Annotated in this window: 12 protein-coding genes; 10 read left to right on the top strand and 2 right to left on the bottom strand. The window is 68.1% G+C overall.

What is annotated here, in order from left to right:
- The coding region (locus tag GIY56_RS18950) for a biotin/lipoyl-containing protein (RefSeq protein ID WP_407946982.1) at nt 1–133 on the top strand (133 nt) is incomplete at its 5' end.
- A 6-nt stretch (nt 134–139) separates the two neighbouring features.
- On the opposite strand, the gene GIY56_RS14260 is transcribed toward GIY56_RS18950, so the two are convergent.
- Together GIY56_RS14260 and GIY56_RS14255 are read right to left on the bottom strand one after the other, a co-directional pair.
- The gene (locus GIY56_RS14260) at nt 140–1,537 is read right to left on the bottom strand and encodes a hypothetical protein (RefSeq protein ID WP_154765500.1); all 1,398 of its coding nucleotides are present in this window, start codon (nt 1,535–1,537) and stop codon (nt 140–142) included.
- Between the two features lie 69 nt (nt 1,538–1,606).
- A complete protein-coding gene (locus tag GIY56_RS14255) occupies nt 1,607–3,121 on the bottom strand; it encodes a YifB family Mg chelatase-like AAA ATPase (RefSeq protein WP_154765499.1) in 1,515 nt (504 codons plus the stop codon).
- 126 nt (nt 3,122–3,247) lie between these two features.
- On the opposite strand from GIY56_RS14255, the gene coaBC reads away from it, so the two are divergent.
- From coaBC to GIY56_RS14210, 9 genes are all read left to right on the top strand, one after another.
- A complete protein-coding gene (coaBC, locus tag GIY56_RS14250; protein ID WP_154765498.1) occupies nt 3,248–4,480 on the top strand; it encodes a bifunctional phosphopantothenoylcysteine decarboxylase/phosphopantothenate--cysteine ligase CoaBC in 1,233 nt (410 codons plus the stop codon).
- A complete protein-coding gene (locus GIY56_RS14245; protein ID WP_154765497.1) occupies nt 4,477–5,517 on the top strand; it encodes a cysteine desulfurase family protein in 1,041 nt (346 codons plus the stop codon). The genes coaBC and GIY56_RS14245 overlap by 4 nt, the downstream gene beginning before the upstream one ends.
- 31 nt (nt 5,518–5,548) lie before the next feature.
- Nucleotides 5,549–7,069, top strand: coding sequence for a Fe-S cluster assembly protein SufB (gene sufB / locus GIY56_RS14240; protein ID WP_154765496.1), 1,521 nt, complete (start codon nt 5,549–5,551; stop codon nt 7,067–7,069).
- A 59-nt stretch (nt 7,070–7,128) separates the two neighbouring features.
- Nucleotides 7,129–7,884 carry a Fe-S cluster assembly ATPase SufC gene (sufC, locus tag GIY56_RS14235; protein WP_154765495.1) on the top strand — a complete coding sequence of 252 codons (756 nt, stop codon included), beginning with the start codon at nt 7,129–7,131 and terminating at the stop codon, nt 7,882–7,884.
- Nucleotides 7,884–9,218 carry a SufB/SufD family protein gene (locus tag GIY56_RS14230; protein ID WP_154765494.1) on the top strand — a complete coding sequence of 445 codons (1,335 nt, stop codon included), beginning with the start codon at nt 7,884–7,886 and terminating at the stop codon, nt 9,216–9,218. Before sufC ends, GIY56_RS14230 begins: the two co-directional genes overlap by 1 nt.
- Entirely contained in the window at nt 9,191–9,706 is a 516-nt protein-coding gene (locus GIY56_RS14225; RefSeq protein WP_328288562.1) for a hypothetical protein, read from the top strand. Before GIY56_RS14230 ends, GIY56_RS14225 begins: the two co-directional genes overlap by 28 nt.
- Entirely contained in the window at nt 9,703–10,296 is a 594-nt protein-coding gene (locus GIY56_RS14220) for a Yip1 family protein (protein WP_154765493.1), read from the top strand. The genes GIY56_RS14225 and GIY56_RS14220 overlap by 4 nt, the downstream gene beginning before the upstream one ends.
- Entirely contained in the window at nt 10,293–11,504 is a 1,212-nt protein-coding gene (locus GIY56_RS14215; RefSeq protein ID WP_154765492.1) for a cysteine desulfurase, read from the top strand. Before GIY56_RS14220 ends, GIY56_RS14215 begins: the two co-directional genes overlap by 4 nt.
- 91 nt (nt 11,505–11,595) lie before the next feature.
- The gene (locus tag GIY56_RS14210; RefSeq protein ID WP_154765491.1) at nt 11,596–12,810 is read left to right on the top strand and encodes an NAD(P)/FAD-dependent oxidoreductase; all 1,215 of its coding nucleotides are present in this window, start codon (nt 11,596–11,598) and stop codon (nt 12,808–12,810) included.
- The last annotated feature ends 112 nt before the right edge of the window (nt 12,811–12,922 follow it).

Raw genomic sequence — 12,922 nt, 5'->3', positions numbered from 1 at the left:
CCTGCTGCTGACCATCGAGGCAATGAAGATGGAAACCGGCCTGCACGCCGACCGCGACGGGGTGGTGAAGGCCATCCACGTCCGCCCCGGCGAACAGATCGACGCCAAGGACCTGCTGGTGGAAATCGAGTAAGCGCGCCTAGAGCAGGGCCGCGGCGATCAGCACCCACAGGGTCAGCGCCGCGCCCGCGGCCACCGCGTAAAGCCCGTTCCACCGCGTCCCGGCATGGCGCGCCTCGACCCCGCCCAGCTTGCCGACCAGCAGGACCGATGCGGTGAAGGGCGATGTGTTGCCGCTGATCGCCCAACCGCCGGTGATGGCCACGACCATGGCCGTCGGGTGGATGCCCAGGGCCGCAGGCGCGGGCAGCAGCGGCACCAGCAGCGATACGGCCAGGATCGGGTTCATGCCGATCTGTCCGGTCAGCGGGATGATCCAGACAAGCGCGGCCAGGATCAGCAGCGGCGGCACCGCCGACAGGTCCGGGCCGTGCGCCTGCATGATCGGCACCAGCAGCCATGATCCCAGGCTGCCGATGAAGCCCGCCATGAACAGCAGGATGATTTCCCCGCGATAGCCCGCCAGATCGCGCGTGGCGAACTGGCCCATGCGCGCGCCCAGGGTGGCCGCGCGTTCGCCGGGCAGGGGCGGCAGGATCAGGATCCAGGCCATCGCGACCAGCGGCACCACGGTCATCACCGCGCCGGTGACGACGACGCCGGTCGCCAGGTGCAGCGCGAAGACCCCGCCCACGACGATGCCCAGCAGCACCAGCAGCGGGCGCAGGCGGGCCAGCCAGCGGTCGGTCTCAACCGCGCGCGGCGGGGGCGGGGTGCGCAGGGTCGGCTTGAACACCGCGTCCAAAGCCCAGCCGATGCCGATCATCAGAACGGAACTGACCAGGCACAGCCCGACCGCGCCGGGCCAGGACGCGCCCTGCACGACCGACAGGGTGACGGCCATCGACAGCGCCATGGGCGACCAGCACAGTGTCGAGGCGAAGCCCCGCTGGATCGCCACCAGCATCCGCCGCAGCCGGTGGCGGCGCAGTTCCTGGTCCGCCTCGTTCGCGGTGCTTTCGGCGGCAAGCCCGCCTAGCAGCGAGATGGATCCGTAAAGCAGGATCAGCCCGAACAGGTGCCCGCCGACCGTCAGCGCCAGATAGCGCCGCCCCGGCGGCTGGCGCGCCAGGAAGCGCCCGCAGTCCAGGATCGCCTGCGATCCGATGGCGGCGCTGCGCAGGGCAGAGAGGGAGGCGAACAGCGCGATGATGAATCCGCCGCGCGTCAGCGCCGTCAGCGTGGCCTGCGCCCAGTCGGGCCGCGTCGCGGCGGCCCAGGCCGCCAGCGCGATGCCCACCGCGACAAAGGCCAGCCGCGACAGCTTCGCCGTCAGCGAGAACAGCGCCAGGGCGCCGATCAGCAGAACCGCCGCGACAAGGGCAAAGCCTTGGCCCGCGCCGTATTCATGCGGGATCGTCGCCAGCAGGGCGAGGGCGGTCAGGATGCCGCCGATCCGGGCGCTGCGTGGGGGCATGGTCGGGTCCGTCGTCAGGGTCGGCCCGCCATAGCCCCGCCTTGCAGGACGCGCAATCAGCCGCCGCCCTCAACCGCCCGCGACGAAGGGCAGGCGATAGCTGATCGCCTCGGCCAGGTGCGGCGCGCGGACGGACACGGACCCGGCCAGGTCGGCGATGGTGCGCGCGGTGCGCAGGATGCGGTGATAGCCGCGCGCAGTCAGGCCCAGGCGTTCGGATGCCTTCAGGATCAGCGCCCGGCCTTCCTCGTCCGGCGCGGCGATCCGGTCCAGCAGGCTGCCCGAGGCCTCGGCATTCACGCGGACCTGCGGATGGTCGCGGAACCGCGCGGCCTGCACGTCGCGGGCCGCCGCAACCCGCGCCGCGATCTGCGCCGAGGTGTCCCCACCCGAGGGCAGTTCCAGGTCCAGGAAGCTGACCGCCGGAACCTCCAGCCGCAGATCGAAGCGGTCCATCAGCGGGCCGGAAATCTTGCCCATGTAGTCTCCCCCGCAGGTCGGCGCGCGCGAACAGGCGCGGGCGGCATCGGCCAGATAGCCGCAGCGGCAGGGATTGGCGGCGGCGATCAGCAGGAAGCGGCAGGGATAGCGGATATGGGCATTGGCGCGGGCCACCACGACCTCGCCCGTTTCGATCGGCTGGCGCAGGGTTTCCAGAACCTGCCGGGGAAATTCGGGGAATTCGTCCATGAACAGGACGCCGTTATGGGCCAGGCTGATCTCGCCCGGTTTCGCGCCGCGTCCGCCGCCGACGATGGCGGCCATGGACGCGGTGTGGTGCGGTTCGCGGAAGGGCGCGCGGCGCGATATGCCGCCGTCGTCCAGGGTGCCCGCCAGCGAATGGATCATGGATGTTTCCAGCGCCTCGGCCGCGCCAAGGGGCGGCATCAGGCCGGGCAGGCGGGCGGCCAGCATGGACTTGCCCGCGCCGGGGGGACCGACCATCAGCAGGTGATGGCGGCCTGCGGCGGCGATTTCCAGAGCGCGCTTGGCGCGTTCCTGGCCCTTGACCTCGGACAGGCAACCCCGCGCCACGGCGCCGTCGATCATGCCGGGCTGCGCGCGGGCGATGGGCGCGCGGTCGGTCAGGTGGTCGATCACCTCGCGCAGCGTGGCGGGGGCCAGGACCGGGACGGCATCGACCCAGGCGGCCTCGGGTCCGCAGGCGCGGGGACAGATCAGCGCCCGGTCATCCTCGGCCGCGGCCATGGCGGCGGGCAGGGCGCCCGTCACCGCCACCAGCCGCCCGTCCAGCGCCAGTTCCCCCAGGGCCACGCAGCGCGACAGTTCCTCGCCGGGGATGATCTCCAGCGCGGCCAGGATCGCGAGCGCGATGGGCAGGTCGAAATGCGACCCCTCCTTGGGCAGGTCGGCGGGGGACAGGTTCACCGTCAGGCGGCGGTTCGGCATGGCGATGGACAAGGCACCGAAAGCGGCCTTCACCCGCTCGCGCGCCTCGCTGACGGCCTTGTCGGGCAGGCCCACGATGGCGAAGCCCGGCAGGCCCGCCGCGACGGAACACTGAACCTCGACCAGCCGCGCCTCGATCCCCTCGAAGGCGACGGAATAGGCGATTGCGACCATGGCTTCCCCTTTGCGTTCCGAGGATGGTTAACGGGACCGGTTTAAGGAAAGGTTAACGGGCGGCGATTGCTTGCGACCGGGGGGCGGGACGGCTATGTCTTTGATGCGGTTCGCCAAGGGGTCGAGATGAACGGAAAACGCATCCTGCTGATCGTGGGCGGCGGCATCGCGGCCATGAAGGCCCCGGCGCTGATCCGGCTGCTGCGCGCCGAGGGCGCCGCCGTGACCCCGGTGCTGACGCAGGCGGGGGCGCAGTTCACCACCGCCATGACCCTGTCCGTGCTGGCCGGAGAGGCCGCGCATGACAGCCTGTGGGACATCGCGTCCGAGGCCGAGATCGGCCACATCCAATTGTCCCGCAACGCCGACCTGATCGTGGTGGCGCCCGCGACCGCCGACCTGCTGGCCAAGATGGCGCATGGGTTGGCGGACGACCTGGCGTCCACCCTGCTGCTGGCGACCGACAAGCGGGTGCTGGTCGCGCCCGCGATGAACGTGCGCATGTGGCACCATCCGGCGACGCAGCGGAACCTGCGGACTTTGCGCGACGACGGCATCGGGTTCGTCGGACCCGAGGACGGCGACATGGCCTGCGGCGAATACGGCACTGGCCGCATGTCCGAACCCGAAGCGATCGTCCAGGCCATCCGCGACGAACTGACCCCGCAGCCGCTGAAGCTGCTGCCCGAGGCGCAGGTCCGTACGGGCGCGCTGTCGGGGCGGCATGTGATCGTGACCTCGGGTCCGACGCATGAACCCATCGACCCGGTGCGATACATCGCCAACCGGTCCTCGGGCGCGCAAGGGACGGCGATTGCGGCGGCGCTGCGCGACATGGGCGCGCGCGTCAGCTTCGTCACCGGCCCGGCCGAGGTTCCCCCGCCCGAGGGCGTCGAGGTGATCCGCGTCCAGACCGCCCGGCAGATGCGCGACGCGGTGGAGGCCGCGCTGCCTGCCGACGCGGCGGTGATGGCGGCGGCGGTGGCAGATTGGCGGATCCGCAACTCGTCGGCCAGGAAGATGAAGAAGGACGGCACCGGCAAGGCCCCCGTGCTGGAGATGACCGAGAACCCCGACATCCTCGCCTGGATCAGCCTGGCGGAAAGCCGTCGCCCCCGGCTGGTGGTGGGCTTCGCGGCGGAAACCAACGACGTGATCGCCCACGCCACCGACAAGCGCCTGCGCAAGGGCTGCGACTGGATCGTGGCGAACGATGTCAGCGAGGGCACCGGCATCATGGGCGGCACGGAAAACGCCGTGACCGTCATCACCGAGGAGGGCGCCGAGGAATGGCCGCGCATGGCCAAGGACGCCGTCGCCCGCAGGCTGGCGCAAAGGATCGCGGGGGCGATCGGATGAGGACGTATCTGGACTGGAACGCCACCACCCCCCTGCGCGAGGAAGCCAAGGCCGCGATGCGCGAGGGGATGGAGATCGTGGGCAACCCCTCCTCCGTCCATACCGAAGGGCGCGCGGCCAAGATGGCGATGGAACGCGCGCGCGAGGAACTGGCGGCGGCCTTGGGCGCCGAGGGCGCGGACGTGATCTTCACCTCGGGCACGACCGAGGCTGCGGCGATGGTGCTGGCGGGCAGGGGCATTCATTGCGCGCCGGTCGAACACAGCGCGGTCAAGGTCTGGTGCGAAGGGGATCTGGCGGTGGACAGGGACGGCATCGTCACGGTGCCGGACCCCGCGCAGGCCAGCTTGCAACTGGCGAACAATGAAACAGGCGTGATCCAGGACTTGCCGCAGGGCCTGGCGTCCAGCGACCTGACGCAGGCCTTCGGCAAGGTGCCCTTCGCCTTCAACTGGCTGGGCATCACCGCCGGTTTCGTCAGCGCGCACAAGCTGGGCGGCCCCAAGGGGATCGGCGCGCTGGTGGTCAGGCGCGGCACCGACGTGCCCGCGCTGATCCGGGGCGGGGGCCAGGAACAGGGCCGCAGGGGCGGGACCGAGAACCTGCTGGGCATCCTGGGCTTTGCCGCCGCCGCGACCGCCGCGCAGCGTGAACTCGAGGCGGGACTGTGGGATCAGGTCGCCGCCCGCCGCGATGCGTTGGAAGACCGGCTGCTGGCCGCGGCGCCGGGCGCAATCGTTGCCGGAAAGGGCACCAGGCGCTTGCCGAACACGACCTGCCTTCTTACATCGGGCTGGAAGGGTGAAACCCAGGTCATGCAGATGGATCTGGCGGGCTTCGCGATCTCGGCCGGGTCGGCCTGTTCGTCGGGCAAGGTCCGCGCCAGCGGCGTTCTGCAGGCCATGGGTTTCGACGACAAGGCCGCGCAATCGGCAATTCGGATCTCGATAAGCCCTGATATGGGCGACGATCAGGTGAACCGATTTGCGGATGCGTGGGAAAGCGCGTATTCACGTTGGCGCGAACGGAACGGCTAGGCGGCAGGCCCGGCCCGAGGAAGGACAAGGGATGAACGCTACCACCGATCTTGACGTGCGCGAGGGCGTTGACCGCGAAACGGTCGAAGCCGTGCAGAACATGGGCAGCTACAAATACGGCTGGGATACCGAGATCGAGATGGACTATGCCCCCAAGGGGCTGAACGAAGACATCGTCCGCCTGATCTCGGCCAAGAACAACGAGCCGGAATGGATGACGGAATGGCGGCTGGAAGCCTATCGCCGCTGGCTGACCATGACGGAACCGAAATGGGCGATGCTGAACTATCCGGTGATCGACTATCAGGACCAGTATTACTATGCCCGCCCGAAAAGCATGGCGGTCAAGCCCAAGTCCCTGGACGAGGTCGATCCCAAGCTGCTGGCGACCTATGAAAAGCTGGGCATCCCGCTGAAGGAGCAACTGATCCTTGCCGGGGTCGAGACGACCGAGGATGGTCGCGCCGATGGCCGCCGCGTGGCCGTCGATGCCGTTTTCGACAGCGTGTCGGTGGGCACGACCTTCAAGGACGAACTGGCCAAGGCGGGCGTGATCTTCTGCTCGATCTCCGAGGCGATCCGCGAGCATCCCGAGCTGGTGAAGAAATACCTTGGGTCCGTCGTGCCGCAGTCGGACAACTATTTCGCGACGCTGAACAGCGCGGTGTTTTCCGACGGGTCGTTCGTCTATATTCCCAAGGGCGTCCGCTGCCCGATGGAATTGTCCACCTATTTCCGCATCAACGCCGAAAACACCGGGCAGTTCGAGCGCACCCTGATCATCGCCGACAAGGGCAGCCATGTCAGCTATCTGGAAGGCTGCACCGCGCCCAAGCGCGACACCCACCAGTTGCACGCGGCGGTCGTAGAAATTGTCGTGCTGGAGGATGCCGAGGTCAAGTATTCCACCGTCCAGAACTGGTATCCGGGCGACGAGGAAGGCCGGGGCGGCATCTACAACTTCGTCACCAAGCGCGCCGACTGCCGCGAGGCCCGCGCCAAGGTGATGTGGACGCAGGTCGAAACCGGGTCCGCGATCACCTGGAAATACCCGTCCTGCATCCTGCGTGGCGACGAATCCCAGGGCGAGTTCTATTCCATCGCCATCGCCAACAACATGCAGCAGGCCGACACCGGCACAAAGATGATCCATCTGGGCCGCAACACCCGGTCGCGCATCGTGTCCAAGGGGATCTCGGCAGGCCGCGCCCAGAACACCTATCGCGGGTTGGTGACGATGCACCCGCGCGCCACCAACAGCCGCAACTATACCCAGTGCGACAGCCTGCTGATCGGCGATCAGTGCGGGGCGCATACCGTGCCCTATATCGAGGTCAAGAACACCTCGAGCCGCGTGGAACACGAGGCCACGACTTCCAAGGTCGATGACGACCAGCTGTTCTATTGCCGGTCGCGCGGCATGGACGAGGAAGAAGCCGTGGCCCTGGTCGTCAACGGCTTCTGCCGCGAGGTGTTGCAGGCCCTGCCCATGGAGTTCGCCATGGAGGCGCAGGCGCTGGTCGCCATTTCGCTGGAAGGCTCGGTCGGCTGAGGCCGCATGAACTGATGATGGTGCCGCAGGCACCGCCGCCACCATCCGATGAGGAAAAGATGCTGAAAATCGACAACCTGCATGTGAAACTTGAAAGCGAGGACAAGCAGATCCTCAAGGGCCTCAGCCTCGAGGTTCCGGCCGGTCAGGTCCATGCGATCATGGGGCCGAACGGGTCGGGCAAGTCCACGCTGTCCTATGTCCTGTCGGGCCGCGACGGTTACGAGGTGACGGAAGGGTCCGCTACGCTGAACGGCGAAAGCCTGCTGGACATGGAACCCGAGGAGCGCGCGGCCGCCGGCCTGTTCCTGGCCTTCCAGTATCCGGTGGAAATCCCCGGCGTCGGCAACATGACCTTCCTGCGCACCGCCGTGAACGCGCAGCGCAAGGCGCGCGGGCAGGAGGAACTGTCCTCGGGCGATTTCCTCAAGCTGGTGCGCGCCAAGGCCGCCGACCTGCATATCAGCCCCGACATGCTGAAGCGCCCGGTCAACGTGGGCTTTTCCGGCGGGGAAAAGAAGCGCAACGAGATCCTGCAGATGGCCATGCTGGAACCGCGCATGTGCATCATGGACGAAACGGATTCGGGCCTGGACGTGGACGCGATGCGGCTGGTGTCGGACGGCGTGAACGCGCTGCGCAGCCCCGACCGCAGCTTTCTGGTGATCACGCATTACCAGCGCCTGCTGAACCACATCCAGCCGGACGTGGTGCATATCATGGCGAATGGCCGGATCCTGAAGACCGGCGGGCCGGAACTGGCCTTGCAGGTCGAGGAAGAAGGCTATGGCGACCTGCTGGCGGAGGCCGGCTGATGGCGGACACGGCAGTCAAGGCAAAGGACCAGACCCCGACGATCGAGGGCGCGCGTCATCCCGCCAATGTGCTTGACGCGCGCTTGGCGGCGCTGAGCCTGCCGCAAGGCGGCTTCTCGGCAGCGGCGCGGCGCGATGCGCTGGCGCGGTTGCAGGACATGGGCCTGCCCGGTCCGCGCGACGAATACTGGCGCTATACCGACCCGCGTCCCTTCAACGCCCCGGCGCCTGCCGCGCTGGCGGTCCCGGATACGCAGGAAACGCCGCTGTTCGACGGGCTGGACAAGCTGACGCTGGTCTTCGTGGATGGCGTCTTTGACGAGGCGGCCTCGGACGACCTGGCGCTGGAGGGTGTTGAGATCGCCACCCTGGCCCAGGCCGATGCGGCGGAAAGCTGGGCGGCGGATCTTTACGGTGTGCTGGAAGCGGCGGGCCAGAAGCCGGTCAAGCGGCCCTTCGCGACGCTGAACACGGCCGCCGCGCACGACGGGCTGCTGATCCGCGTGACGGCGACGCCCGCCAAGCCGGTCCATGTGATCCACCGCCGCGCCTCGGACAGCGCGGACGCGGTGTGGCATCACGTCATCCGCGTCGAGGAAGGCGCGGAACTGACGCTGCTGGAAACCGGCATGTCGGGCGCGCGGTCGAACGGCGTGATCGAGGTCGATCTCGCCCCCGGCGCGCGCTTCCACCATGTCGCGTCGAAACGCGCGGCCGACGCCAAGGTCGGCATCGGCCACATCTTCGCCCGTGTTGCCGCCAGGGCGCAGTTCAAGTCCTTCACCCTGTCGGTGAACGGCACGACCATGCGCAACGAGGCCGTGATCGACATCGCGGGCGACGACGCCGTGGCCCATATCGCGGCGGCGGTTCTGGGAGATGGCGGCAAGGCGCCCTTCCATCAGGACGACACCGTCTTCATCACCCACGGGGCCGAACGCTGCGAAAGCCGCCAGGTCTTCAAGAAGGTGCTGAAGAACGGCGCCACGGGCGTGTTCCAGGGCAAGATCCTGGTCAAGCCCGGCGCGCAGAAGACCGATGGCTACCAGATCAGCCAGGCCCTGCTGCTGGACGAACGCAGCCAGTTTCTCGCCAAGCCGGAACTGGAAATCTATGCCGACGACGTGAAATGCTCTCACGGCTCGACCACCGGCGCGATCGACGAGGAAGCGTTGTTCTATCTCCGCTCTCGCGGGGTGCCGCGTGAACGCGCCATCGTGTTCCTGGTCCTGTCCTTCCTGGCCGATGCCCTGGCCGAGGTCGAGGACGAAGGGATCCGCGACTGCATCTATGAACGGCTTGACCTGTGGCTGACCCTGAACGCGGTTCAGTGACGGCATCGGGCGGCATTGCCCCGCGCGTGCTGCAAAGCTGGGTGGCCCCGCGCCGGGTGGTGCGGGGCCTTTCCGCCATGCCTGAACGGGTCAAGCTGGTGGTGCTGATGGCCGCCATGCTGGTCTTCCTGGTCGCGCAGGCGCCCGCCCATGCGCGGCTGGCGCAGCTTGACCCATCGGTCCCGTTCGAGGCACGGATGGGGGGCGCGCTGCTGGCGGTGATGTTCCTGATGCCGGTCCTGGCCTATGCGGTCGCGTCCCTGGTGACGCTGCTGTCCCGGCTGACCCCCTGGCACCTGACGCAAGAGGATTCGCGCCTGGCGCTGTTCTGGGCGCTGCTGGCCGTGGCGCCCGCGATGCTGCTGGCCGGGCTTGTCGCCGGGCTGGTCGGGCCGGGACCGGCGCTCGCGGTGGTGCAGGCGATCTGCGGGGCGGGCTTTCTGATGATCTGGGGCGCCGGCATCGCGGCGCTGGCGAGGCGAAAATGACGTTCGACGACTTCAAGGCGCTGGTCGGCCTGTCCTTCCGCAATCCCCAAGGGGCGGCGCAGGTGCTGATGGGGCAGAACTGGCCGGTCCAGGCGCGCTGGATGGCGCTGCTGGCCGCCGTATCCGTCTCGGCCCTGCTGGCCTGGTTGGCGGGCGCGATGTTCAGCGCCCCGTCCGAGGACGGCGCGCAGGTCATCATGCTGAGCCGGCAGCCGATGGTCCTGGCGGTCATGCAGATGGTCGCCATCGTGATCGCGGCGGGCCTGATGTCCGGCGTCGGCCGGATGTTCGGCGGCGCGGGCCGGTTCGAGGACGCGCTGCTGCTGACCGTCTGGATCGAGGTTCTGCTGCTGCTGGTCCAGGCCGCCCAGATCGTGCTGTCGCTGGTCCTTCCTTCCACCGCCGGGCTTCTGGGCATCGCGGCGATGGCCCTGTTCCTGTGGCTGACCGTGCAGTTCACCAAGGCGCTGCACGGCTTTCACAGCAGCCTGAAGGTCACGATGGGCCTGATCGGGACCGCCTTCGTGGCAGGCTTCGTCCTGTCCCTTCTTGCCGCCGCCCTTGGGATCATGCCGGAGATGCCGCAATGAGCTTTGATGTCGATGCCGTCCGTGCCGACTTCCCGATCCTGTCGCGGCAGGTCAACAAGCGCCCCCTGGTCTACCTGGACAGCGGCGCCAGCGCGCAAAAGCCCCGCCAGGTGATCGACGCGATCACCCGCGCCTATGAGGGCGAATACGCCAACGTTCACCGGGGCCTGCATTTCCTGTCGAACCTGGCGACCGACAACTACGAACGCGTCCGCGCCATCATCGCCCGCTTCCTGAACGCCCCCCATGAAGACGAGGTGATCTTCACCAGCGGATCGACCGAAGGCATCAACCTCGTCAGCTATGGCTGGGCCGCGCCCCGCCTGCAGGCAGGGGACGAGATCGTGCTGTCGGTGCTGGAACACCACGCCAACATCGTGCCCTGGCACTTCCTGCGCGAACGGCAGGGCGTGGTGCTGAAATGGGTGGAACCCGAACCCGACGGCAGCCTGCCTGCGGAAAAGGTGCTGGCCGCCGTGGGGCCGCGCACCAGGCTGATCGCCGTCACGCACATGTCGAACGTCACCGGCACCATCGTCGATGTCGGCGCCATCGCGCGCGGGACCGCTGTTCCGGTGCTGGTCGATGGCAGCCAGGCGGCGGTTCACATGCCGGTCGATCTGGCCGCGCTCGGCGTCGATTTCTACTGCATCACCGGGCACAAGCTTTACGGCCCCTCGGGGTCGGGCGCGATGTGGATCCGCCGCGACCGCCAGGCCGAGATGCGGCCCTTCATGGGCGGCGGCGACATGATCCGCACGGTCACGCGCGAGGCCATCGACTATACCGACCCGCCCCTGCGGTTCGAGGCGGGCACCCCCGGCATCGTCAACCAGATCGGCCTGGGCGCGGCACTGGAATACATGATGGACCTGGGGATGGACAACATCGCCGCCCATGAACGGGGCTTGCGCGATTACGCCCGCGAGCGGCTGCGCAGCCTCAACTGGCTGCAAATCCAGGGCGATGCGCCGGACAAGGGCGCGATCTTTTCCATGACCATGCAGGGCGCCCATGCCCATGACCTGTCCACGATCCTGGACAAGCGCGGCATCGCCGTGCGCGCGGGCAGCCATTGCGCCATGCCGCTGATGGAGTTCTTCGGAATCACCGCCAGTGCCCGGGCGTCCTTCGCCATGTACAACACCAAGCAGGAAGTGGACGCCCTAGTCGAAGGTTTAACCTTCTGCCGAGAGCTTTTCGCCTGAATCTTGCAAAGTTCCTGGGGGTCGCCGAAGATCCTCTTGCCCGATAGGGAAATGTCTGCATCCCTGACCTAAAGGTCATCAGGGGACGGCTATGGCAGAGGTTCTGGTTCTGGGTGCGGGCATGGTCGGCGTCACGACCGGACTGGCCTTGCAGGCGCGCGGTCATCAGGTGACGATCATCGAACGCGGCGTGCCGGGACGCGAAACCAGCTATGGCAACGCGGGCCTGATCCAGACCGAGGCCGTGGAACCCTATGCCATGCCGCTGGCGCCGGGCGCGCTGATCCAGATCGCGCTTGGCCGGGGCTATGACGTGAAATGGAACCTGCCGGGCCTGATGTCGCAGATCAGCGCGGTCTGGACCTATGCGCTGAACTCGCTGCCCGCGGGGCACCGGCGCGCGACCCTGACCTGGGGCAAGCTGATCCGCCAATCGACCGACCGCCACGCGCCTCTGGTCCAGGCGGCGGGCGCCGACAACATCATCCGCCGCGACGGCTATATCGAGGTGCACCGCACCCCCGCCCGCATGGAAAAGGCCCGCGTCACCGCCAAGCGGTTCCTGGACGAATTCGGGGTCGAGGCGAAACTGATGGACGGCAAGGCGCTCCGCGCCCTGGAACCCGCCATCAAGATAGAGGTCGAGGGCGCGACCCATTGGACCGACACCTGGACCTGCTCCGACCCCGGCGGGCTGGTCGCGGCCTATGCGGCGCTGTTCGAGCGTCAGGGCGGGCGGATCGTCAACGCCGACGCGGGCGACCTGCACCGCGCGGGCAACGCCTGGCGCGTGGCCGAGGTGCAGGGCGAACACGCCGTCGTGGCGCTTGGCCCCTGGTCGCCCATGCTTCTGCAACGCTTCGGGTTGCGGGTGCCGATGGTCTTCAAGCGCGGCTATCATCGCCATTACCGCATGGAAACGCCGCCGAACCACCCGATTGCCGACTTCGGCAACTCGGTCGTGCTGTCGCCCATGCGCCGGGGCCTGCGCATCGCCACCGCCGCCGAACTGACCAGCCATCCGCGCCTGGCGCCGCCGCAACTCAAGCACGGCGAAAAGGCCGCGCGCGAGCTGTTCGACATCGGTGCCCCGGTCGAGGCCGAACCCTGGACCGGCCGCCGCCCCTGCATCCCCGACATGCTGCCGGTGATCGGCCGTGTCCCCGACCAGCCGAACCTCTGGGCGCATTTCGGCCACGGCCACCAGGGCTTCACCCTTGGCCCGGTCACGGCGGAAATCCTGGCCGAGGAACTGGACGGCGGCCAAGGCTGGGCGGAACTGGACCCGGCACGGTTCAAGAGGTAGCCGCTTCTTCTTCATCTAAATATCCTCAGGGGGTGAATTGGCCGCAGGCCAAGAGGGGGCGCGAGCGCCCCCTGCTGCCACATTCCGTCAGCAGCCCCGGTTGACTTTCGCG

The sequence above is a fragment of the Paracoccus lichenicola genome (genome assembly GCF_009708075.1).
Taxonomy (GTDB): Bacteria; Pseudomonadota; Alphaproteobacteria; order Rhodobacterales; family Rhodobacteraceae; genus Paracoccus; species Paracoccus lichenicola.
The sequence above is the reverse complement of the archived record's forward strand: the minus strand, read 5'-3'. Positions and strand labels throughout refer to the sequence as shown.